At 66.9% G+C, this 19,027-nt stretch carries 19 protein-coding genes; 6 read left to right on the forward strand and 13 right to left on the reverse strand.

Annotation, left to right across the window (positions count from 1 at the left end):
• Window positions 1-37: 37 nt before the first annotated feature.
• From LPA35_RS24765 to LPA35_RS24775, 3 genes are read right to left on the reverse strand one after another with little or no spacing between them, the layout of a single operon-like run.
• Window positions 38-673: a DJ-1/PfpI family protein gene (locus LPA35_RS24765; RefSeq protein WP_228899824.1), complete on the reverse strand. Its 636-nt coding sequence runs from the start codon at window positions 671-673 to the stop codon at window positions 38-40.
• The gene (locus LPA35_RS24770; protein ID WP_228899840.1) at window positions 670-1,461 is read right to left on the reverse strand and encodes a carbon-nitrogen hydrolase family protein; all 792 of its coding nucleotides are present in this window, start codon (window positions 1,459-1,461) and stop codon (window positions 670-672) included. The genes LPA35_RS24765 and LPA35_RS24770 overlap by 4 nt, the downstream gene beginning before the upstream one ends.
• 15 nt (window positions 1,462-1,476) lie before the next feature.
• Window positions 1,477-2,046: a cysteine hydrolase family protein gene (locus LPA35_RS24775; RefSeq protein ID WP_228899842.1), complete on the reverse strand. Its 570-nt coding sequence runs from the start codon at window positions 2,044-2,046 to the stop codon at window positions 1,477-1,479.
• Between the two features lie 309 nt (window positions 2,047-2,355).
• Between LPA35_RS24775 and LPA35_RS24780 the strand changes: the two genes are divergently transcribed.
• Complete coding sequence (locus LPA35_RS24780) at window positions 2,356-3,429, forward strand: PHB depolymerase family esterase (protein ID WP_228899844.1); 1,074 nt, start codon at window positions 2,356-2,358, stop codon at window positions 3,427-3,429.
• A gap of 95 nt (window positions 3,430-3,524) precedes the next feature.
• Here LPA35_RS24780 and LPA35_RS24785 read toward each other — a convergent pair whose 3' ends face one another.
• Both LPA35_RS24785 and purM read right to left on the reverse strand, forming a co-directional pair.
• On the reverse strand, window positions 3,525-4,625 hold the full coding sequence (locus LPA35_RS24785) for an AI-2E family transporter (protein WP_121419276.1): 1,101 nt from the start codon (window positions 4,623-4,625) through the stop codon (window positions 3,525-3,527).
• 52 nt (window positions 4,626-4,677) lie between these two features.
• On the reverse strand, window positions 4,678-5,730 hold the full coding sequence (purM, locus tag LPA35_RS24790; protein ID WP_228899845.1) for a phosphoribosylformylglycinamidine cyclo-ligase: 1,053 nt from the start codon (window positions 5,728-5,730) through the stop codon (window positions 4,678-4,680).
• Between the two features lie 184 nt (window positions 5,731-5,914).
• Here purM and hda point away from each other — a divergent pair, with 184 nt between their 5' ends.
• From hda to folK, 4 genes are all read left to right on the forward strand, one after another.
• Window positions 5,915-6,613, forward strand: coding sequence for a DnaA regulatory inactivator Hda (gene hda / locus LPA35_RS24795; RefSeq protein WP_055395116.1), 699 nt, complete (start codon window positions 5,915-5,917; stop codon window positions 6,611-6,613).
• A 38-nt stretch (window positions 6,614-6,651) separates the two neighbouring features.
• Entirely contained in the window at window positions 6,652-7,371 is a 720-nt protein-coding gene (locus LPA35_RS24800) for an HAD family phosphatase (protein ID WP_228899846.1), read from the forward strand.
• Between the two features lie 63 nt (window positions 7,372-7,434).
• Entirely contained in the window at window positions 7,435-9,027 is a 1,593-nt protein-coding gene (gene pcnB, locus LPA35_RS24805; protein ID WP_228899855.1) for a polynucleotide adenylyltransferase PcnB, read from the forward strand.
• Window positions 9,024-9,551, forward strand: a complete 528-nt coding sequence (gene folK / locus LPA35_RS24810; protein ID WP_228899858.1) for a 2-amino-4-hydroxy-6-hydroxymethyldihydropteridine diphosphokinase — start codon at window positions 9,024-9,026, stop codon at window positions 9,549-9,551. The genes pcnB and folK overlap by 4 nt, the downstream gene beginning before the upstream one ends.
• A 201-nt stretch (window positions 9,552-9,752) precedes the next feature.
• On the opposite strand, the gene LPA35_RS24815 is transcribed toward folK, so the two are convergent.
• The 4 genes from LPA35_RS24815 to LPA35_RS24830 all read right to left on the reverse strand — a co-directional run bounded on the left by LPA35_RS24815 (window position 9,753) and on the right by LPA35_RS24830 (window position 14,831).
• Window positions 9,753-10,742 (reverse strand): tripartite tricarboxylate transporter substrate binding protein, encoded by a 990-nt coding sequence (locus tag LPA35_RS24815; RefSeq protein WP_228899861.1) that lies wholly within the window; start codon window positions 10,740-10,742, stop codon window positions 9,753-9,755.
• An 80-nt stretch (window positions 10,743-10,822) separates the two neighbouring features.
• Window positions 10,823-11,515 (reverse strand): response regulator transcription factor, encoded by a 693-nt coding sequence (locus LPA35_RS24820; RefSeq protein ID WP_228899864.1) that lies wholly within the window; start codon window positions 11,513-11,515, stop codon window positions 10,823-10,825.
• Window positions 11,512-13,755 carry a PAS domain S-box protein gene (locus LPA35_RS24825; RefSeq protein WP_228899867.1) on the reverse strand — a complete coding sequence of 748 codons (2,244 nt, stop codon included), beginning with the start codon at window positions 13,753-13,755 and terminating at the stop codon, window positions 11,512-11,514. Before LPA35_RS24825 ends, LPA35_RS24820 begins: the two co-directional genes overlap by 4 nt.
• A gap of 11 nt (window positions 13,756-13,766) precedes the next feature.
• A complete protein-coding gene (locus LPA35_RS24830) occupies window positions 13,767-14,831 on the reverse strand; it encodes a CDP-6-deoxy-delta-3,4-glucoseen reductase (protein ID WP_121507220.1) in 1,065 nt (354 codons plus the stop codon).
• A 71-nt stretch (window positions 14,832-14,902) separates the two neighbouring features.
• Here LPA35_RS24830 and LPA35_RS24835 point away from each other — a divergent pair, with 71 nt between their 5' ends.
• Window positions 14,903-15,859: an NAD-dependent epimerase/dehydratase family protein gene (locus LPA35_RS24835; RefSeq protein WP_228899871.1), complete on the forward strand. Its 957-nt coding sequence runs from the start codon at window positions 14,903-14,905 to the stop codon at window positions 15,857-15,859.
• Between the two features lie 25 nt (window positions 15,860-15,884).
• Here LPA35_RS24835 and LPA35_RS24840 read toward each other — a convergent pair whose 3' ends face one another.
• The 4 genes from LPA35_RS24840 to LPA35_RS24855 form a co-directional block, all read right to left on the reverse strand.
• On the reverse strand, window positions 15,885-16,622 hold the full coding sequence (locus tag LPA35_RS24840) for a DUF4124 domain-containing protein (RefSeq protein WP_228899873.1): 738 nt from the start codon (window positions 16,620-16,622) through the stop codon (window positions 15,885-15,887).
• 55 nt (window positions 16,623-16,677) lie between these two features.
• The gene (locus tag LPA35_RS24845) at window positions 16,678-17,196 is read right to left on the reverse strand and encodes a hypothetical protein (protein WP_228899876.1); all 519 of its coding nucleotides are present in this window, start codon (window positions 17,194-17,196) and stop codon (window positions 16,678-16,680) included.
• A gap of 329 nt (window positions 17,197-17,525) precedes the next feature.
• Complete coding sequence (locus tag LPA35_RS24850; protein WP_121419286.1) at window positions 17,526-18,488, reverse strand: chemotaxis protein; 963 nt, start codon at window positions 18,486-18,488, stop codon at window positions 17,526-17,528.
• 160 nt (window positions 18,489-18,648) lie between these two features.
• Window positions 18,649-18,954, reverse strand: coding sequence for an antibiotic biosynthesis monooxygenase (locus LPA35_RS24855; protein WP_055395100.1), 306 nt, complete (start codon window positions 18,952-18,954; stop codon window positions 18,649-18,651).
• Between the last annotated feature and the right edge of the window lie 73 nt (window positions 18,955-19,027).

Raw genomic sequence — 19,027 nt, forward strand, 5'->3', positions numbered from 1 at the left:
GACAAGTTCTTGAAAAAGGCGCCGCTCCCAAGGGGGTTTATGGCTCCCTGTTCCACGGGGTGTCCATCTGGCGGGCGGTGCGCTCCGCAAGTGCTGCGCTCGCCAGCCGGGTGACCAGGTGCAGGCTCATGTCAATGCCGGCGCTGATGCCGGCCGACGTGACCAGCGCCCCCCGGTCTACCCAGCGCACATTTTCCCGCACATCCAGGGTGGGAAACTGCGCCCGCAGGTCAGCAATGTCCTCCCAGTGGGTGGTGGCAGGGCCTTCGGTCAGCACGCCTGCGGCTGCCAGGATGAATGCTCCTGTGCACACCGAGGCGGTGATCTGCGCACCACGCGCCGCCTGGGCCACCCAGGCGCGGGTGTCTGCGCAGGCCGCGGCGGCGTCCACCACGCCGCCGGGCACGATGAGCACATCGGGCGCGGTGGCGCTGGTGAAGTCCGCGTCCGGCAGCACGCGCAGACCAGCGCGGGCCCGCACGGGGGCCAGGCTGCGGGCCACGCACTGCACGGCAAATGGCGCGGGTGCGCCAGGCTGCAGGCGCTGCGCCATGCGCACGGCGGTGGTGAACACTTCGTAGGGGCCGCCCAGGTCCAGGGCTTCCACCTCGTCAAAAACGAGGATGGCGACTTGCAGGGGCTTTGGGGGTTTGGTGGCAGATGGTGTGGTCATGGTGTGGTGCGGGGAGGGTGGTGGGCAAACACATAACGCGGGTAGGTGCCGTGCGCAGTCGTTGTGGCGTTCAGGTCGATATCGACGGTGCAAAAGGGTTGTTCTGCCGTGGTGCGGGCGAGCAGGGCACCATCGGGGCTGATGACCCAGCCCGCGCCGCCATAGGTGCCTGCGGCGTGGTCCGCGCGGTTGGACGACAGGCTGTAGGCGCCAGTGCGCACGGCGGCCACGGTGCCCACGGCCAGCCATTTGTCCGTGGTGGCGGCCGCTGTGGCGCGCGGCGACAGGATGGCCTGCAGCCCGCCCAGCGCCGCATAGTGGGCATAGGTGTCCAGCGCCCAGAGTTCGGTGCAAATATTCAGGCCGAAGGCCAGCGGCCCGGCGTTGAAACGGGGAAATGCTGCATCACCGCGCTCAAACCACTGGGCTTCCCAGCCACCCGGTTCATCGGGCAGGTGGAACTTGCGCCGCAGGGGCGCGTAGCCGGTCTGCGCGGACCAGAGAAAGCCCTCGTTCAGGCGCTGCCCGCCCGCAGTGACCGGGCGCGCGCCCACCACCCAGTCGGCGCCCAGCTCGGGCAGGCGGGTCGCCCAGGTGTCGCTGAGTGCGACGGCTGCGCCCCAGCGTGCAGGATCGGCGGGGAGCGATTCCCACACCGGCTCGACAAAGGCGAACTCGGGCAGCAGCACCAGCTCGGATTGCGCGCTGTGGGTGTGGGCGCACAGCGCGGCCCAGGCGGCTTCGAGCTGGTCTGGTTGATAGGGCAATTCGCAGACAGTGGCGCGCATGGTGTTCTCCGGCGGTCAGGCTGCGGCCGCTTCCAGGGCGTCCAGGGCTTCCCGCACGGTGCGCAGCGTGGCAAAGCGGCCCTGCAGCACGGTGGCGGTGCGGGTCTTGATGTCGGCGGCTGCCAGCGTCTGGCCGTCTGGCTGCACCATGTCCCAGGTCAAGGTGGCGTCGGTCACATAGTCCACCTCCCAGCCCAGGTCGGAGGCGTGGCGCGTGGTGGTTTCGCAGCATTGTTCGGTGCGGATGCCGCTGATGATGAGGCGCTGGATGCCATGGCTCGTCAGCCACACGTCCAGTCCCGTGCCCACCAGCGCGCTGTGGCGCGACTTGGTGAAGGTGGCGGCCGCCTCGAAGGGCGCCAGGCCATCGAGTGCGCGCACCTGGCCTGACACCTGCGAAAACGCATTCTCTGGCACTTCCGGGCCTTCGCTGTGGAACACCCGCACCACCGGCACGCCGCGCGCCACGCAGCCTTCGATCAGGGCGTTCTGGGCCTGCAGATAGGCGGGCAGGTCGTGCGTGGTGAAGTAAGGGCGGTGGCGAAAGGACTCCTGGACGTCAATCACAATCAGACATGTTTTCATGGTGTGCTTCTTTCGATGGATGGTTTGAAGCCTCTATTTTTATTAAGCTAAGGCGTGGAGTCCGCGCCAGACGGGACAGGTTTCGATCAATTTACGCCATCGGTGGAGGTCTTGGCGAGGTTTCATCGGGAATGGTGGGCAAGCGGGCCATGGGGTTGTCTGGAAAAAGGCGATTAACGCTGTATGGGTAATGTTTTTTAGCTATCAAATTGATAGTTTTGCGCGGTGAGCCGCATAAGCTGTTATGGTGATTAGGGTTTTCCCTAAATTTTTGACCTCTACAGCCCACCCACTACACAACTCCTTGCCATGGCCAGACGCTCCCGCTTGTTTTCCCTGTCAGCGCTGACGCGGGCCTACCAGCGCAACCTGAAGGCCTTTGCCCGGGCGGCGCGCCCTGTGCGCGCCAAGGCCCCGGCTGCGCCGCGCCGGGTGGTGCCTGCGCCAGCGGTGCCAGCCCGGCGCGCGGCCAGCAAGCCCGTGCCCGCTCGCGGAGAGTGGGTCGGTGGCGTTGCACCCGGGCCTGCGGGCGCGCGGCGCTACCACCTCTACATCCCGCCAGGGCTGGCGCTGAAAGCAGACGAGAAACTGCCCTTGCTGGTCATGCTGCATGGCTGCGGCCAGACGGGGGGCGATCTGGCTGCCGCCACGCGCATGAACCGGCTGGCCGCGCGCGAGCGTTTTCTGGTGCTGTACCCCGAGCAGGAGCGCATGGCCAACGCCCATGGTTGCTGGAACTGGTTTGAGCGCCGCAACGGCAAGGCCCAGGCCGAGGCAGCCACACTGCTGGCTGCGGTGGACAAGGTGGCGCGCCGCTACCCGGTGGACCTGGCCCGTGTGGCCGTGGCGGGCTTGTCGGCCGGTGCCAGCATGGCCGTGCTGATGGCCGCGCTCTATCCCCAGCGGTTCTGTGCCGTGGCCATGCATTCCGGGGTGGCACCTGGCACGGCTGAATCGGCCGCCACGGCGCTGGCTGCCATGCACGGGCGGCGCGCTGCGCACCTGCCAGAGCCCCTGGGTGTCTCCCTCAACCAGGGCGCAACCCCTTCCGCGCTGCCGCTGCCGCCCCTGCTGGTGCTGCATGGCGATGCCGATGGTGTGGTCTCGGTGCGTAACGCGGCGGCCACGGCCCTGCTGTGGGCGGACGCGCTGGGCGCGCGGGCCGGAGCCTTGCGCACCCTGCAGCGTGGCCAGCGCCATGCCATGCGGGTGACCGAATTCAAGACCCGGGGCCGCACCGTGGTGGCGCTGCGCGAAGTGGCGGGGCTGGCCCACGCCTGGAGCGGCGGCGTGGCGCAATTGCCGTTCAGCGACCCGGCCGGGCCGGATGCCTCGGCCCTGGTGTGGGCCTTTGTGGCGCGGCAGTTTGCAAAAAATGAATAAAAATAAGCTCTAGCGCTTATCTGTCAAGCGTGAGAAGCTATTAAATTTGTAGTGAATGTGGTGTTGATGCTGCCGGTGGCAGCATCCATGGCCTGCTACACCAGCCGCGCTGCCACCAGTTCCTTCTTGAGGTAGGCATAAAACAGCGGGGCCGCCACCAGCCCGGCGGGGCCAAACACGGCCTCGGCCACGAACATCACGCTCAGCAGCTCCCACACGCCCATCTGCGTGCGGCGGCCCACCACCTTGGCGTTGATCACGTATTCGGCCTTGTGGATCAGGATCAGAAAGCCCAGGCAGGCGGCCGCCGCCAGCGGCGACACCGACAGCCCCACGATGGTGATGACCACGTTGCACACCAGGTTGCCCACGATGGGCACCAGCCCGGCAATGAACGTGAACGTGATCAGCACTGGCGTGTAGGGCAGCTCCAGATTCCACAGCGGCAGCACAAACAGCAGGAACAGCGCGGTGAGCAGGGTGTTGAACGCCGCAATCCAGAACTGTGCGGCCACGATCTGCCGGAACGCCTCGCCAAACAGCGTGATGCGCAGCTTGAGCTGCTGGGCCAGCGGGCCGCGCGCGAGGGCTGGTGGGCGCACGGCCGCCAGCGCACCGATGAGCAGGCCCACGTAGGCAAACAGCAGCCCAGCCAGCCAGGCGCGTCCGGCCATGGCCAGCGCGCCGGCCTTGGCGCCCAGGTAGTTGGCGATGATGCGCTGGATTTCAGCCGCGCCCTCGGGCAGGTGGGCCGCCATGTCGGCAGGCAGCTTCAGGCGCAGCTCCAGCACCGTGCGCGCCATGTAGTTGAGCAGCTCACGGTATTGCTGCGGGGCATCGACCAGATAACCCCGCGAGTGCGTCAGTCCGGCGGCCAGCAGCGCCAGCGGCAGCAGCATGACCAGACCTGCCGCCACCACCTGCGCCACCCGCAGGCTGCGGGCGGAAGGTGTGGACTGGCGCTGCACCCGTCCCAGGCCCTGGGCAAACCAGCGCGTGAGGGCTCGCGTGAGCAGAAAGCCCAGGCACACGCACAACAGGCCCGGCAGCAGGCCGCGCCACATCACCAGCAGCAGCACGGCCGCCACCAACAGGTAGCTGGCCACCACAACGCCCCGGGTCAGGGCGCGCGGTGGCAGCGTGGTGGGCTCGGGCGGTGCGGGGGCGACGGGGGCAGAAGGGGGGCGCTGCGCCATGCGCTGAAACTGGTCGTGTGCGGTGGGGTTGAATGAACGCGGGCGGGGGCGATCAGGCCACCACCACGGCGGCGCCTTCGGCGCGCGCAGCGATCGTGCCAATCGTGTACACCTGCTCGCCCGCAGCACGCAGTGTGGCGGCTGTGGCCTCAGCGTTGGCGGCATCCACCACCACCACCATGCCAATGCCGTTGTTGAAGGTGCGGTTCATCTCGATGTCGTCGATGCCGGCGGTCTTTTGCAGCCAGGCAAACAGCTCGGTCTGGGGCCAGCTGCCCTTGGTCAGATGGGCGGCCGTGCCTTCGGGCAGCACGCGGGGGATGTTCTCCAGCAGGCCGCCACCGGTGATGTGGGCCAGGGCCTTGATCGGATGGACCGCCAGCGCAGCCAGCACGTTCTTCACGTACAGGCGGGTGGGTTCCATGATGGCCTGCTTGAAGGGCTTGCCGTCCAGCGTGGCGGGCAGGGTGCCAGCGGCTTCGGCGCGGTCGATGCACTTGCGCACCAGGCTGAAACCGTTGGAATGCACACCATGGCTGGCCAGACCCAGCACCACGTCGCCGGGCTTGACGTCCTTGCCGGTCAGGATCTTGGACTTTTCGACCGCGCCCACGGCAAAGCCGGCCAGATCGTATTCACCGGCAGGGTACATGCCGGGCATTTCGGCCGTTTCGCCGCCGATCAGCGCGCAGCCGCTCAGTTCGCAACCCTTGGCGATGCCGCCCACCACGGCCGCAGCCGTGTCCACATCGAGCTTGCCGCAGGCGAAGTAGTCCAGGAAGAACAGGGGCTCGGCGCCTTGCACCAGCACGTCGTTCACGCTCATGGCCACCAGGTCGATGCCCACGGTGTCGTGCATGTTCCATTCAAACGCCAGTTTGAGCTTGGTGCCCACGCCGTCGGTGCCGGAGACCAGCACCGGCTCCTTGTAGCGCTTGGGCACTTCGAACAGCGCGCCAAAGCCGCCAATACCCGCCAGCACACCTTCGCGCATGGTCTTCTTGGCCAGGGGTTTGATGCGTTCGACCAGGGCATCGCCCGCGTCGATGTCAACGCCAGCGTCTTTGTAGGACAGGGGGGTGTGGGAGGTGGCAGAGGTGCTCATAGGGGTGCTCAAGGCAGGGACGGCACGGAACAGCGTGCGCAGCAGACTAAAATTTGCCCAGATTTTACGGGTTGCGCACCCAGTGCCACCCGCTCACCCCTTCACACCGCCCTGTTTTGTCCTTCAAGCCCATGCTGTTTCATGCCCCAACCCTCTGCCTGCGTGCCTGTGGGCGGCAGCCATGATGAAGCAACTGGCACTGGACATCGGCCTGGCCACAGGGCCCACGCTGGCCCGGTTTTATGCAGGCCCCAATGAAGCCGCCCTGCAACATCTGCGCCTGGCCGCCGGCGAGGGCAGCAGCGAGGCCACCCGCTCCCCCGTGCCCACCTACCTGTGGGGCGAGCCCGGCAGTGGCAAGACCCATTTGCTCCAGGCCGTGCGCCAGGCCCTGCGCGAGCAGGGCTCCAGCGTAGGCTGGCTCGACCCGGCCGTCGCCGAACCCCCTGATTTCGACGAAAACTGGGCAGCCGTGCTCATGGACGACGTGCACCTGTACAGCACTGCCCAGCAGGCCACCGCGTTCAATTGGTTCGTCAACGCCATCAGCCCCGCCAGCGGCAGCCAGCGCTGGGTGCTGGCTGCTGGCAACCTGCCCCCGGCAGACCTGCCCTTGCGCGACGACCTGCGCAGCCGCCTGGGCTGGGGCCATGTGTTCCAGCTGCAGCTGCTGGGCGAGGCCGAGCGCCGCGCCGTGCTGCGCCAGGAGGCCGACGCACGCGGCGTGTTCCTGGGCGATGAAGTCATGGACTACATGCTCAACCGCTTCTCGCGCGACCTGGGCAGCCTCATGCAGCTCTTGGACCAGCTGGATGCCTTTGCCTTGCGCACCCAGCGCGCCATCACGATTCCTTTGCTCAAGACAATGTTGGAATCGGAATAACGCCGTGCCCCCACGTCTTTTTTTACGTGTGAACCTGAATGACTTCTGAACCCCGCCGCCTGCGGCTTGCGCTGTTTGACCTGGACCACACGCTGCTGCCGCTCGACTCCGACTACGAGTGGGGCGAATTCACCATCCGCATCGGCTGGAACGACCCCGTGGAGTTCGCGCGCCGCAACGACGAGTTCTACGCCCACTACCAGGCTGGCACGCTCGATGTGCACGACTACGTGCGTTTTGCGACCGAGGCCGTGCGCCTGCGCGGGCCCGAGGCGGCGGCGGCCGCGCACCAGCAGTTCATGCGCGAGGTCATCACCCCGGCCATCAAACCCCGGGCGCTCCACCTCATCCGCCAGCACCAGGCTGCAGGCGACGAGGTGCTGATCGTCACTGCCACGAACGAATTTGTGACCACGCCCATCGCGCAGGCGCTGGGCGTGTCGCAACTGCTGGCCGTGCAACTGGTGCGCGACGCCAGCGGCTGGTACACCGGCGAGATCGACGGCATTCCCACCATGCGCGAAGGCAAGGTGCGCCGCATGGAACAATGGCTGGCCGAGCGGCAACTGGCCTGGGGAGATGTCGAAAGCACGTTCTACAGCGACTCGATGAACGACGTGCCCCTGCTGGAGAAGGTGAACCACCCGGTGGCCACCAACCCCGACCCGCGCCTGCGCACCCTGGCCCAGGAGCGCGGCTGGCGCATACTGGACCTGTTTGCGGCCGATGCCGAAACGCCTGCACCACCAGCTGAATGATGAGCGCCTTGCAGCCCCAACCAGCCGCCGTTTCGTGCCCGACCCCCTGAAACCTTTCACTCCATGATCAAGAAGTTCCTAGACAAACTGATGGGCAAATCGACGCCCGGCACCTCGGGCGGCAAGCCCCACTTCGGCAAGCGCGAGGAGGTGCCCGCCTCGGTGCACGGCATCAACCCCGAATTGGTGGACCGCCGTGCTGCCGAGGTGGTTGCCACGCTCAAGCAAGCAGGTTTTGAGGCCTACATCGTCGGCGGCGCCGTGCGCGACCTGCTGCTGGGCCTGCGCCCCAAGGACTTCGACGTGGCCACCAACGCCACGCCCGAGCAGGTCAAGGGGCTGTTCCGCCGCGCCTTCATCATCGGCAAGCGCTTTCGCATCGTGCACGTGGTGCACGGCCGGGGGCGTGAGCATGAAGTGATCGAGGTCTCCACCTTCCGCGCTTACCTGGACAACGCCGCTGCAGGCCAGGTGGCAGGCAACGAAAAGACCAGCAAGGCCCAGCTGTCGGGCATGCAGCACGCTGTGGATGCCAGCGGACGCGTGCTGCGCGACAACGTCTGGGGCCCGCAGGACGAAGACGCCACGCGCCGCGACTTCACCGTGAACGCCATGTACTACGACCCGGTGAGCCAGATCGTGGTCGACTACCACAAGGGCCTGCAGGACGCCAAGAAGAAGACACTGCGCATGATTGGCGACCCCGCCACGCGCTACCGCGAAGACCCGGTGCGCATCATCCGTGCCGTGCGCTTTGCAGCCAAGCTCAGCGGCCTGGGTTTCAGCATCGAGGCCAAGTCGGCAGCCCCGCTGGTGCAGTCGCAGGCGCTGCTGGCCGAGGTGCCGCAGAGCCGCATGTTCGACGAAATGCTCAAGCTGCTGCAAACCGGCCACGCCATTGCCACCATTGAACAGTTGCGCAAGCTGGGCATGGCCAAGGGCATCTACCCGCTGTTGGACGTGGCCGTGGAGCGCGCCGATACGCCGTTTGTCAAAGCCGCCCTGGTGGACACCGACCGCCGCGTCAACGAAGGCAAGCCCGTCGCCCCGAGCTTCCTCCTGGCCTGCGTGCTGTGGGAAGACGTGCGCAATGGCTGGCAGGCGCGCCTGAACCAGCGCCAGCACCCGCTTCCCGCGCTGCAGGAGGCCATCGACGAGGTGTTCGACAAGCGCATTGGTGATGTGTCCGGCCGGGGCAAACTGGCCGCCGACATGCGCGAGATCTGGGTCATGCAACCGCGTTTTGAAAAGCGCGTGGGCAACACACCGTTTGGCATGGTGATGCAGCCGCGCTTTCGCGCCGGTTTCGACTTCATGCGCTTGCGCGCCGATGTGGGTGAGGTGGAAGAAGCGCTGGCCGAGTGGTGGCAGGACTTCCAGACCGCCGACGATGAGCGCCGTGATGACCTGATGGACCAGGCAAAAGAAGAACAGAAAGCCCGCCAGAAAGCGCAGCCCGTGGTCAAGCGCGTGCCCCGCGCTGCACCCGCCGCCGATCCGCGCGGCTTGCCCCAAGGGTCAGACGCCGGACCGGTCGACAGCGACGCTGAGTTCCCCTCCGAAGGTGGTGCCCCCAAGAAGCGCCGCCGCCGCCGTCGCAAGGCCGGTGGTGCGGGAGGCGGCGAAGGCGCAGCCCCTGCGGCGGCGGGCGAGTGAATCTGCCGGACCTCGGCGACGAGCGCGAACGGCCCGCCCTGGTCTACGTGGGCCTGGGCGCCAATCTCGGCGAGCGTGAGACGGCCTTGCGCAATGCTTTGGCGGCAATCGACCAGTTGCCAGGCACCCGGGTCACACGCGTGTCGCCGCTCTACGGCAGCGCGCCGGTCGATGCCGGTGGGCCCGACTACCTCAATGCCGTGGCCGAGCTGACCACGGCCCTGGCCCCGCAGCCCCTGCTGCAGGCCCTGCAATCCATCGAACAAGCCGCTGGCCGCCAGCGCCCCTACCGCAACGCCCCGCGCACGCTGGACCTGGACATCCTGTGGTTTGGCGGCCAGGCCATCGACACCCCCGAGCTCACCGTGCCCCACCCTCGGATGGCCGAGCGCGCGTTTGTGCTGCGCCCCCTGGCCGATCTTGCGCCCGAGCGCGTGGACGCCGCAGCATTGCAGGCCGTGGCATCGCAGGACATCCACCGGCTGGAAGGCCCGGGTTGGGCGGACGCTGTGGTGGGTGGATAAATTGCTCCTGAATCAGGAGCTGCTAGCGCTTTGTAGATAAGCGCTAGAGGCTAAAAAAGCTTAAAAATATTACCCTGCGCGACGGATGGACCCGCACCGGATGAAACTGGCGCAGCCCAACGCCAGTGCCACCGTGGAACCGGCTCTGCCGGGCCACCGGTGGCGTCCCCTTTGGGGGATGACGCGCAGCGTCTCAGGGGGTCAATCGACTCTTGCCCCGGACGCCTTCACCACCTGCTGGTACTTCGCGCGTTCGCTGGCCATGAAGCTGTCGAACTGCTGCGGTGTGGTGGGTACGGGTTCGGCCAGCAAGGCGCCAAAGCGGGTCTTGGTTTCTGGCGCATTGAGGGCGGCTACAAAGGCCTTGTTCAGCTTGTCGATGATGGGCTTGGGCGTGGCTGCGGGTGCCACCAGGCCCCACCAGGTGTCGATGGAAAAGCCCTTGAAAGTAGCAGACAGGGGTGGCACGCCCGGCAGCGAGGGCGAGGCGTCCAGCGAGGTCACGGCCAGGGCCTTGAGCTTGCCGGCACGGATATTGGGCGCGGCGGCCGCCAGGTTGTCGATGTTGAAGTCCACCTCGCCCGCCAGCAGCGCCAGCTGCGCGGGGTTGGCGCCGCGGTAGGGGATGTGCAGCGCAAAGATGCCCGCGCGCTGCTTGAACATCTCGCCCGCCAGGTGGCCCGCGCTGCCATTGCCGCCGCTGCCGTAGTTGAGCTTGGCGGGGTTGGCCTTGGCGTAGGCGATCAGGTCGGCCAGGGTGTTGATCTTGAGCTGCTCGGCTTTGGCGGCGTTGATGACCAGCACGTTGGGAATACGCACCATCTGCGTGATGCCCGCGAAGTCCTTGCCCGCGTCGTAGGGCATCTTGGCGTACAGCCAGGGGTTCACTGCGTGCGTGGCCGTGGCGGCGATGCCGATGGTCAGGCCATCGGGTGCGGCCTTGGCAATGGCGTCGGCACCGATGTTGCCGCCTGCACCGCCCTTGTTTTCAATGATCACGGTGCCCAGCGAGTCGCGCACGCGCTCGGCCAGTGCACGCGCCGTCACGTCGATGGGCCCGCCGGGTGCGTAGGGCACGACCAGCCGGATGGGCTGGCCGGAGTCCTGCGCAAGCGCGACCGAGGCCGCGAAGGGGGATGAAAAAGCCGCTGCAACAGCGGCACTGGCGATGAGGTGGTTTCTGCGGTTCATGGTGCCATTGTGCAAAAAATAATAAGACTGCTTACGAAAACTGGTGGACGGCAGCTGTGGAGGGTGCCTGTGGAGGGCTGTCACAGCGTGCGCAACGTGTTTTCTGCCAGCCCCAGATCTTCCACCAGCATGCCCAGCTCGTGCGACGAGCGGATGTCCAGTTTCAGGAAGATGGCAGAGCGGTGCGTGTCCACCGTGCGCGGGTCGATAGGCCGCTCCGGGTCGCGCTGGGCCAGCGCGCGGGCCACCTCCTTGCTGCTGATGCCGGTGGCCAGCAGGCGCGCCACCTCTTGCTGGCGCGGGCTCAGCGTGTTCCAGCGCTCCCGCAAGGTGTTGCGCCGCTGTGCGCGCTGTGCGTCTTCCAGCGACAGGCTCGCGGCCCGTAGCACGGCGGCCAGCAGGGTTTGCTCGTCGCAGGGTTTTTCGAGCCAGTCCACGGCCCCTTGCTTGACGGCGGTGACGGCGGAGGCCAGTTCGCCATGGGCGGACAGGAACACGGTCTTGAGCACGGCATTGCGCTCGCGCAGGGCATCGAACACCTGCAGGCCGCTCATGCCGTCCATGCGCAGGTCCAGCAGCACGCAGCCCGGGTGGGCGAGGTCGGCGCGGGCCAGGAACTCAGGGCCGCTGGCAAACGTGCGGGGCGCATGGCCACCGGCCAGCAGCAGGGCGGCCAGGGAGTTGCGCACACCCTCGTCGTCGTCCACGACGTAGACATTCGCGGGAACTGTGGTGTTGACGGTGACGGGAGTGGTCGGATGGCTGTCGGTCATGGTGTGGGCAAGAAAATGCGGGGCAACCGGATTTCAAACACGGCGCCGCCGCCGTCGCGGTTGCGCGCCAGCAGCTCGCCGCCCATGCTTTCGACAATGGAGCGGCAGATGTTCAGGCCCAGCCCCAGGCCGTCGGAACGGGTGGTGAAGAAGGGCTCGAACAGGCGTTCGGCGATCTCCGGTGGCAGGCCAGGCCCCCGGTCCAGCACTTCGAGGCAGGCAAACCGGGTATCGGCCGTGGTGCGCAGCAATAGTTCTTGCCCCTCGGTCGGCGTGGCATCTGCGCGCATCGCCTGCATGGCCTGCAAGGCGTTGAGACCCAGGTTCAGCACCACCTGTTCGAGCAGCACGCGGTCGGCATTCACGCGCAGCGGGCCGTGGGCCAGGTCCAGCCGCACCGCCACCCCGTGCCGCCGCGCCTCGGCGCGCAGGAGCAGGCCCAGGGACTGGTCCACGGCGGCATTGAGGTCGCAGGGCTCGCGGGCCTCGGGGTGTTGGCGCACCCAGCGGCGGATGCGGCCGACGATGTCGGCGGCGCGCAGGGCCTGGCTGGAGAGTGCGGTGAGGCTGTCGTTCAGCAGCTCGGTTTTGCCCTGCGCCGCCAGTGAGCGCGCTGCGGCCGCGTAGTTGACCAGGGCGGCCAGTGGCTGGTTCAGCTCGTGCGCCAGCGTGGAGGCCATCTCGCCCACGGTGATCACACGCTGCACGCGCTGCAGCTGGGCCTCGCGCTGCTGCTGCTGTTCTTCGGCGCGTTTTTGGGCGGTGATGTCCACCACCGAACTCATCCAGCCGATGTGCTGGCCGTTGCCGTCGATGAGGCGTGCGGTGTAGAACATGGTGTACACGTCGGAGCCATTGCGGTGCCGCAGCCGGTTTTCGTTGCCTTGGGGCGCGGCTTTGCCGGCCAGGGCGGTGTCGCTGTCGTTCCAGTGCCGGTCCAGGTCGTCCGGGTGCCAGTAGGGGTAGGGCGGCAGGCAGCCGATCAGCTCGTCTGCGCTGTAGCCCACCATGTCGCACATGGCGGCGTTCACGTAGACGATGCGGCCTTCGAGGTCGCGCGCGCGCATGCCCACCAGCAGCGAGTCTTCCATCGACTGGCGAAATGCCTGCGCCTGCTGCAGTGCATGGGTGCGCTCCTGGACGCGCTGCTCCAGTTCGATGCGGGCCTGCCGGTTCTCTTGCAGGCGCCGTTCGCGCAGCTGCCAGTACAGGGCGCCGAGCACCAGCAGGCCCGACGCCAGGCTCGCCAGTGCCCAGGCCTGTTGGCGCGCCAGGGCGATGGCCTTGCTGTCGGCCGTGAGGGTCAGCGTCCAGCCCAGATCGGGCAGGCGCTCTTCAAGGGCCAGATAGCGCTTGCCGGTGCCGGGCACGAGGATCTCGGTGCCTGGCTGGCCGTCGCGCTGGAGCGTTTTCCAGGGCACGGGCTGGGGTGTCCAGCGTGCGCCATACTGCTCGTCGAATTGCACCTGCTGCACGTCCTGTTCGGGCAGTGGGCGCGTGGTCTGGTACAGCCAGGGGAGGACAGAGCCGAGGAAGATAATGCCGCGCTCATCGGTCACGAAGACCGGGTCGCGCAGTTGCGCCCAGGTGTCCACGATGGGCTGCATCCACACCTTCACGGCCACGACGCCGATCACCCGGCCGTTTTCCACCACGGGTGCCGATGCAAAAAGCCCAGGTTCGCCGGTGGTCTTGCCCACGCCGTAGAACCGCCCCGGCTGCCCTTGCAGTGCATCGCGGAAATACGGGCGATTGCCGTAGTTCTGGTTCACGAAGCTGGTGGGGGTGTCCCAGTTGCTGGAGGCTACCGTGAGCCCGTCGGTGTTCATCACATACAGCGTGTCCGAGCCCGCATTGGCATTGATGGTCTGCAGGTAGGCGTTGGCAGCGCTGCGCAGCGGTTGTGCGCCGGGGTTGCGCAGCAGCTGGGCAATCAGCGGCTGCTGCGCGGCGGTGAATGGCAGGTAGCTGTAGCGGGTGGCCACGCCGCGCAGGGCCAGGGCCTGCACCTCGCCCGAGCGGCGCAGGTTGTCCCACTGGTTGTCGAGTTCGCTCTGGGTTGCCCATTCTCCCGCTCCCAGCACCAGGAGCACCGCCAGCCCCACCACGGCCGCCATGGGGCCCGTGCCGCGCACTGCGGCGCGCCATCGCGAAATCCGCCCTGGTGGGAGCGCAGTGCCGGGAGGCGGCAGCGCCAGCGGCGCACGGGGTGCAGCGGGCTCAGCCGGGGTGGTTGGCATGTGCGCCCCGGTCAGCCGCCGTGCTTGTCCGCCTCGGAGGTGAAGGAGTCTGCATAGAACTCTTCTGCGGGCAGGCCGCGCTGTGCACTGTAGGCATCGCGGGCCGAGTCCACCACGATGGGCGCCCCGCAGGCATACACCTGGTGGCCCGAGAGGTCGGCAAAGTCGTCCATCACCGCCTGGTGCACAAAGCCGGTGCGGCCCGCCCAAGCGTCTTCGGGCGTGGCATCGGACACCACGGGTACGTAGGTGAGGTGGGGCATTTCGGCCGCACGCGCCAGCACCCAGTCATGCAGGTACAGGTCGCCCGGCCGGCGGCCGCCCCAATACAGCGCGGTCGGGCGTGTGATGCCCTTGAACTGCATGTGCTCGATCAGCGCCTTGATGGGCGCAAACCCCGTGCCCGAGGCCAGCAGCACGATGGGCTTGTCGGAGTCCTCGCGCAGGAAAAAACTGCCAAACGGGCCTTCCACCCGCAGGATTTCCTTTTCCTTCATCGCGCCGAACACATGGTCGGTGAACTTGCCGCCCGGCATGTGGCGGATGTGCAGCTCCACGCCCGGCGCTTCAGCCTGCGTGTGGGGCGCGTTGGCCATCGAGTAGGCCCGGCGGGCGCCATCCCGCAGGATGAATTCGATGTACTGGCCCGCGTGGTAGCGGAAGGTATCGGCGGCGGGCAGCTGCAGGCGCACCTGCATCACGTCGTGGGATTTTTTTTCCAGGGTAGATACGCGCACCGGCATCTTCTTGATCGGATACGCGCTTTCGTCAGTGACCTGGCGTGATTCGAGCACCACGTCGGTCAGCGGTTGCGCGCAGCAGGTCAGCACCAGGCCTGCAGCCTCTTCATCGGCCGTGAGTGCCTTGGACTGGTGTTCGCCGTGGTGCACGGCGCCGCTGATCTTCTTGCACTTGCACGAACCACAGGCGCCGTCCTTGCAGCCGTAGGGCAGGCCCACGCCGCTGCGGATGGCGGCGGACAGGATGGCCTCGCCCGCATTGGCACTGAAAGCGCGGCCGCTGGGCTGCACGGTGATCTGGAACGCTGCGGGGGTTGCAGCCTCTGCGCTGGTCATGTGTGGGTATCCTTGGAATCGTCTTCGATCAAACTATCGGCCCAGCAAAAGCCAAGCAAACGGACCCAATTTTGCCTTCAATACAAAGCCCCCTTGGCGCCCTCCCTGCGCGCTTTCGCCGTGAACGCCTCCTGATCGTGGGTTGCGGTGATGTAGGTCAACGCATCCTGCGCGATCTGCAATCAGGCCCCGGCGCCGCACGCATGCGGGTGATGGCGCTCACGTCCAGCCCCTCGCGGGTCGCGGGGCTGCGCGCCCTGGGAGCCAGGCCCATCGTGGGCAATTTGGACGATGCGCCTTCGCTGCGCAGGCTTGCCGGGCTGGCCACCCGGGTGTTGCACCTGGCGCCCCCTCCGGGCGAAGGGGCCGGAGGAAATGCCTGGTGGCTGGATCCCCGCACCGTGGCCTTGGCCCGCGCGCTGCGGCTGCGAAGCCTGCCGGTGTCCTTGGTGTATGCATCGACGAGTGGGGTGTACGGCGATTGCCAGGGGGCCCTGGTGCCTGAGACGCGGGCCGTGGCTCCCGGCACCCCGCGGGCGCAGCGCCGCGTGAACGCAGAAACTGCGGTACGCCACCTGGGCCGTGCCGGTGTGCGGGCCAGCGTGCTGCGCATTCCGGGTATCTACGCACCTGACCGTGAAGGCGGCACGCCCGAGGCCCGTCTGCGCAGAGGCACGCCGGTGCTGGTGGCCGAAGACGATGTGTTTACCAACCACATCCACGCCGATGACCTGGCCCGCGCCTGCATGGCTGCGGTGTGGAAAGGGCGGCCGCAGCGCACTTACAACGTGAGCGACGCCACCCACCTGAAGATGGGCGATTACTTTGACCTGGCCGCCGACCTGTACGGCCTGCCGCGCCCCCCGCGTGTGCCCCGCACTGCAGCGCAGGAGCAGTTGTCGCTGATGCTGCTGAGCTTCATGAGCGAGTCACGCCGGCTCGACAACCAGCGCATGGTGCGGGAACTGGGGTTACGGCTGCGCTACCCCAGCGTGGCCGAGGGGCTGACCGGGCAGCCGCAGCGGTAGGGCCTGTTGCTGCGCGCCCGTGGCATCAGCAGGGCGCCTGGCCGCCGTTTGAGCGGCAGACACCACCGGGCCCGGGAAACCGCCCCGGACCTGTGCGGGGGTAGGTGTTGCCCAGGTTGTCGGTGCAGCGAAAGTCGCCACATTGGGTGAGGCGTGGTGGGGGTTGTGGGGTACCTGCCTGGGGAAACGGGTCGGGGTAGAGAGGGCGGTGCCTGGAGGGCGGAACCACCACCACGCGCGGCTGGTTGGCACGGGCCTTTTCGACCTCGGCATAGCCCTGGGGGCCCAGGCAGTCCAGGTCCACCTGCCGCTGGGCCGCTTCGAGCCGAAGTTCCTGCTCATAGGTCGAGCGCGACAGGCCTGCAGCCACCATGTCGAAATTGCGCCGCGAACGTGCACATTCCGGGGAGCGGGCGTAGTCCTGCGGTTGTGGGGCTGCGGCAGCGGCCTGCGCAGCGCGTGCCCGGTCGCGCTCGGCGTTGCGGCGGGCCTCGGTCTCTGCGGCGGTGGCCTCGGCCTGCAGCCGCTGTTGCTTGCGCTCCAGCGCCTCAGCGGCCTGTTCGCGTTCCAGTTGGAGTTCTTCCGGCGTTTTGCGCGCTTCCACTTCGCGCGCCGCCGCTCCGCTCGTACAGGCCCCGTCGGTATAGGTCACCTTGCCGGTGCGGGTGTCGGTGCATCGCACCACTTGTGCGTGGGCCACTGTGCCCAGCCAGGCTGCGCACACACAGAGGAAGAGGGCGAGATGGCGGTTGCGGAGGCTCATGGTCTGCGGCCAAGGTGGGCAAAAGCGTGGCGGTGGGAGCCCTGGTCAGCCCCTGTCAGGGCTTGTCGGGGCTGTTGGACTGTTGGCGGGAGCGCCAATCGTGGGGGTCAAACGAGTAGCTGCCTGGCGCAACACGGCCTGGAGGGGGTTGGCGGTTGCGGCGATCGTCTGCGGCGCGGCGGTCGCGCTCAGCCTGCTCGCGCAGGGCCTGGTCACGGTCGCGCTGGCGGCGGTCGAGCTCGCGGGCCTGCTGTTCGCGGCGATCACGCTCGCGTTCCCGGGCCTGCCGGTCGCGCTCGGCACGTTCCCGTTCGCGTTCACGTTCTCGCCAGTCGTTACGGTTGCGGTCTCGCTCCCAGCGATCGTCCCGATCGCGTCCGCCGTAGTAGATAACGGCTGGGGGCGCCGAATACGCGGGGTACACCGGCGGGGCGTTGTTGTAGATGTAACCCGGCTGCTCATAAACACGGTACGGAGTGGGTTCGTAGTACGGGTCACCCTGCACCGTGGCGCAGCCGGTCACCGCGGCGCCCAGGACCGTGGCAGAAATAAGGCGGGCAAGTGTGTTTGTCATGGTGGTCAGACCCTGGCAGGGAGTGGCCGTTCCACCCTGCTCGTAAAGCCCCCGAAAAGCACCCCGGCGGAGTGTTACAAATTTCGGAGGCTGGCGCGTTGAAGCCGCTTTCAATGTAGCGCGTGGCCCCCCGTTTTGGTTGACCTGCCTGTCGATGTGCGCGGTAGGACGGCGCCTATTGTCCCATCCGTCGGGACCGGGCGCTGCCGTGGAGAAACTTCAAAAACAATAGCTATAAACCATTGCCCGATTAGCGGAAGCGGCCAATTTTTTACCCAATATCTGACCGTGGGGGCGGGGCGCCTGCTCCGCGGCAGGCCGCCCTGCCTTTAAGGCTTGGGCAGCACCCGGCGGATGGTTTCGGCCAGGTCTTCCGCCACAAACTTGGCGACGTACCCATCGGCTCCGACGCTGCGCACGTGGTCTTCATTGGCCGAGCCCGACAGCGAGGAGTGAATGACCACGGGCAACCCATGAAACCGCGCGTCCTGCTTGATGTTGCGTGTCAGGGTAAACCCGTCCATTTCCGGCATTTCCAGGTCGGTCAGTACCATGGCGACGCGGTCCAAGACCGTTTTTCCCTCGGCTTCGGCGCTTTTCGCGATGGCGTTGAGACGGTCCCAGGCTTCCTTGCCGGACTTCACCATTTCATACGGGGCGTTGAGCACTTTGAGCTCTTGCTCGATGAGCGAGCGGGCCACGAACGAGTCGTCGGCCGCCAGGATGATGCAGCCGGGCTTGAGCTTGAGCTTGGCCCCAACCTTTTCTTCGGTGACCTCGTGGCCGTCCGAGGGCGAGATCATCTGAAGGATGGCCTCCACGTCCAGCACCTGGGCCAGGCGGGATTCATCCGTGTTGCCGTCCAGGCGGGCAATGCTGGTGACCAGCTTGCCAGCGGCGCCGCTGGTTTCGGCCGAGAGCACCTGTTTCCAGTCCAGTCGCACGATGTCTTCCACCGACTCGACGGCAAACGCCTGCGTGGTGCGCGCGTATTCGGTCACCAGCATGATGTTCAGGCCCGTCTGGGGCTTGCAGCCCACAATGGACGGCAGGTCCAGCACCGGAATCACCTGCCCGCGCAGGTTGACCACGCCCAGCGAATGGGCCGTGGTGCCCGCGATCGGCGTGATGCTGGGCATGGCCACGATCTCGCGGATCTTGAACACGTTGATGCCAAACAGCTCTGACTTGCCCAGGGCACTGTCGGTGCCCAGGCGAAACAGCAGCAGTTCGAACTTGTTGGTGCTGGTGAGGTTGGTCCGCTCGTCGATATCCTGCTGCACTGCTTTCATGATGGGTCCTTCGCGCAGAAAAGAAGAAGATACGCGCGTTTACAAATTCTAGGATCAGAACGGGGTGCGCAGTGCGCTAAATGTTCAGGCAATACCCGAATAGTGCACTGCCGCATCCTTGCGTGGCAGCGCTGTCACACGTTGGAGCCGGGTTGCGGGCTCAAGCCGGGGCTGGCAGGGCCACCGGCCCAAAGTGCAATACCGTGGGGAAAGGGTCGTAGAAGTGGTGCAGGAGCTGTTTCCAGTCCTGGTACCGGGCCGACTGGCGAAAGCCGATCTCATGGTCTTCCAGGGTGACCCAGCGCACCAGCAGCACATAGTCCTGCGGGCGCTCCAGACAATGGCCCAGTTCGTGTGACAGGTAACCGGGCATCGAGGCAATGATCTGTTGCGCCTGGGCAAAGGCGTGCTCGAAGGCCGCGTTCTGGCCGGGGCGGATGGTGAGGTGGGCGATTTCGAGAACCATGGTGGACTGGGGCGTGCTGTGCGCTAGGGAAGTGCCTGTTTCTACCGCAAGACTGCCGGGGTACCGTATGCAG

This window comes from Acidovorax sp. Leaf73, from assembly GCF_916855635.1.
Lineage (GTDB): Bacteria > Pseudomonadota > Gammaproteobacteria > Burkholderiales > Burkholderiaceae_C > Acidovorax > Acidovorax facilis.

What these genes read in the sequence shown, in the direction of transcription:
- LPA35_RS24855 (WP_055395100.1), bottom strand. Translation starts at nt 18,954, where the DNA reads ATGGTTCTCGAAATCGCCCACCTCACCATCCGCCCCGGCCAGAACGCG.
- LPA35_RS24780 (WP_228899844.1), top strand. Translation starts at nt 2,356, where the DNA reads ATGGCCAGACGCTCCCGCTTGTTTTCCCTGTCAGCGCTGACGCGGGCC.
- hda (WP_055395116.1), top strand. Translation starts at nt 5,915, where the DNA reads ATGAAGCAACTGGCACTGGACATCGGCCTGGCCACAGGGCCCACGCTG.
- LPA35_RS24820 (WP_228899864.1), bottom strand. Translation starts at nt 11,515, where the DNA reads ATGACCGACAGCCATCCGACCACTCCCGTCACCGTCAACACCACAGTT.
- LPA35_RS24825 (WP_228899867.1), bottom strand. Translation starts at nt 13,755, where the DNA reads ATGCCAACCACCCCGGCTGAGCCCGCTGCACCCCGTGCGCCGCTGGCG.
- purM (WP_228899845.1), bottom strand. Translation starts at nt 5,730, where the DNA reads ATGAGCACCTCTGCCACCTCCCACACCCCCCTGTCCTACAAAGACGCT.
- LPA35_RS24840 (WP_228899873.1), bottom strand. Translation starts at nt 16,622, where the DNA reads ATGAGCCTCCGCAACCGCCATCTCGCCCTCTTCCTCTGTGTGTGCGCA.
- LPA35_RS24765 (WP_228899824.1), bottom strand. Translation starts at nt 673, where the DNA reads ATGACCACACCATCTGCCACCAAACCCCCAAAGCCCCTGCAAGTCGCC.
- LPA35_RS24770 (WP_228899840.1), bottom strand. Translation starts at nt 1,461, where the DNA reads ATGCGCGCCACTGTCTGCGAATTGCCCTATCAACCAGACCAGCTCGAA.
- LPA35_RS24785 (WP_121419276.1), bottom strand. Translation starts at nt 4,625, where the DNA reads ATGGCGCAGCGCCCCCCTTCTGCCCCCGTCGCCCCCGCACCGCCCGAG.
- LPA35_RS24775 (WP_228899842.1), bottom strand. Translation starts at nt 2,046, where the DNA reads ATGAAAACATGTCTGATTGTGATTGACGTCCAGGAGTCCTTTCGCCAC.
- LPA35_RS24830 (WP_121507220.1), bottom strand. Translation starts at nt 14,831, where the DNA reads ATGACCAGCGCAGAGGCTGCAACCCCCGCAGCGTTCCAGATCACCGTG.
- LPA35_RS24850 (WP_121419286.1), bottom strand. Translation starts at nt 18,488, where the DNA reads ATGAAAGCAGTGCAGCAGGATATCGACGAGCGGACCAACCTCACCAGC.
- LPA35_RS24845 (WP_228899876.1), bottom strand. Translation starts at nt 17,196, where the DNA reads ATGACAAACACACTTGCCCGCCTTATTTCTGCCACGGTCCTGGGCGCC.
- LPA35_RS24815 (WP_228899861.1), bottom strand. Translation starts at nt 10,742, where the DNA reads ATGAACCGCAGAAACCACCTCATCGCCAGTGCCGCTGTTGCAGCGGCT.
- LPA35_RS24800 (WP_228899846.1), top strand. Translation starts at nt 6,652, where the DNA reads ATGACTTCTGAACCCCGCCGCCTGCGGCTTGCGCTGTTTGACCTGGAC.
- pcnB (WP_228899855.1), top strand. Translation starts at nt 7,435, where the DNA reads ATGATCAAGAAGTTCCTAGACAAACTGATGGGCAAATCGACGCCCGGC.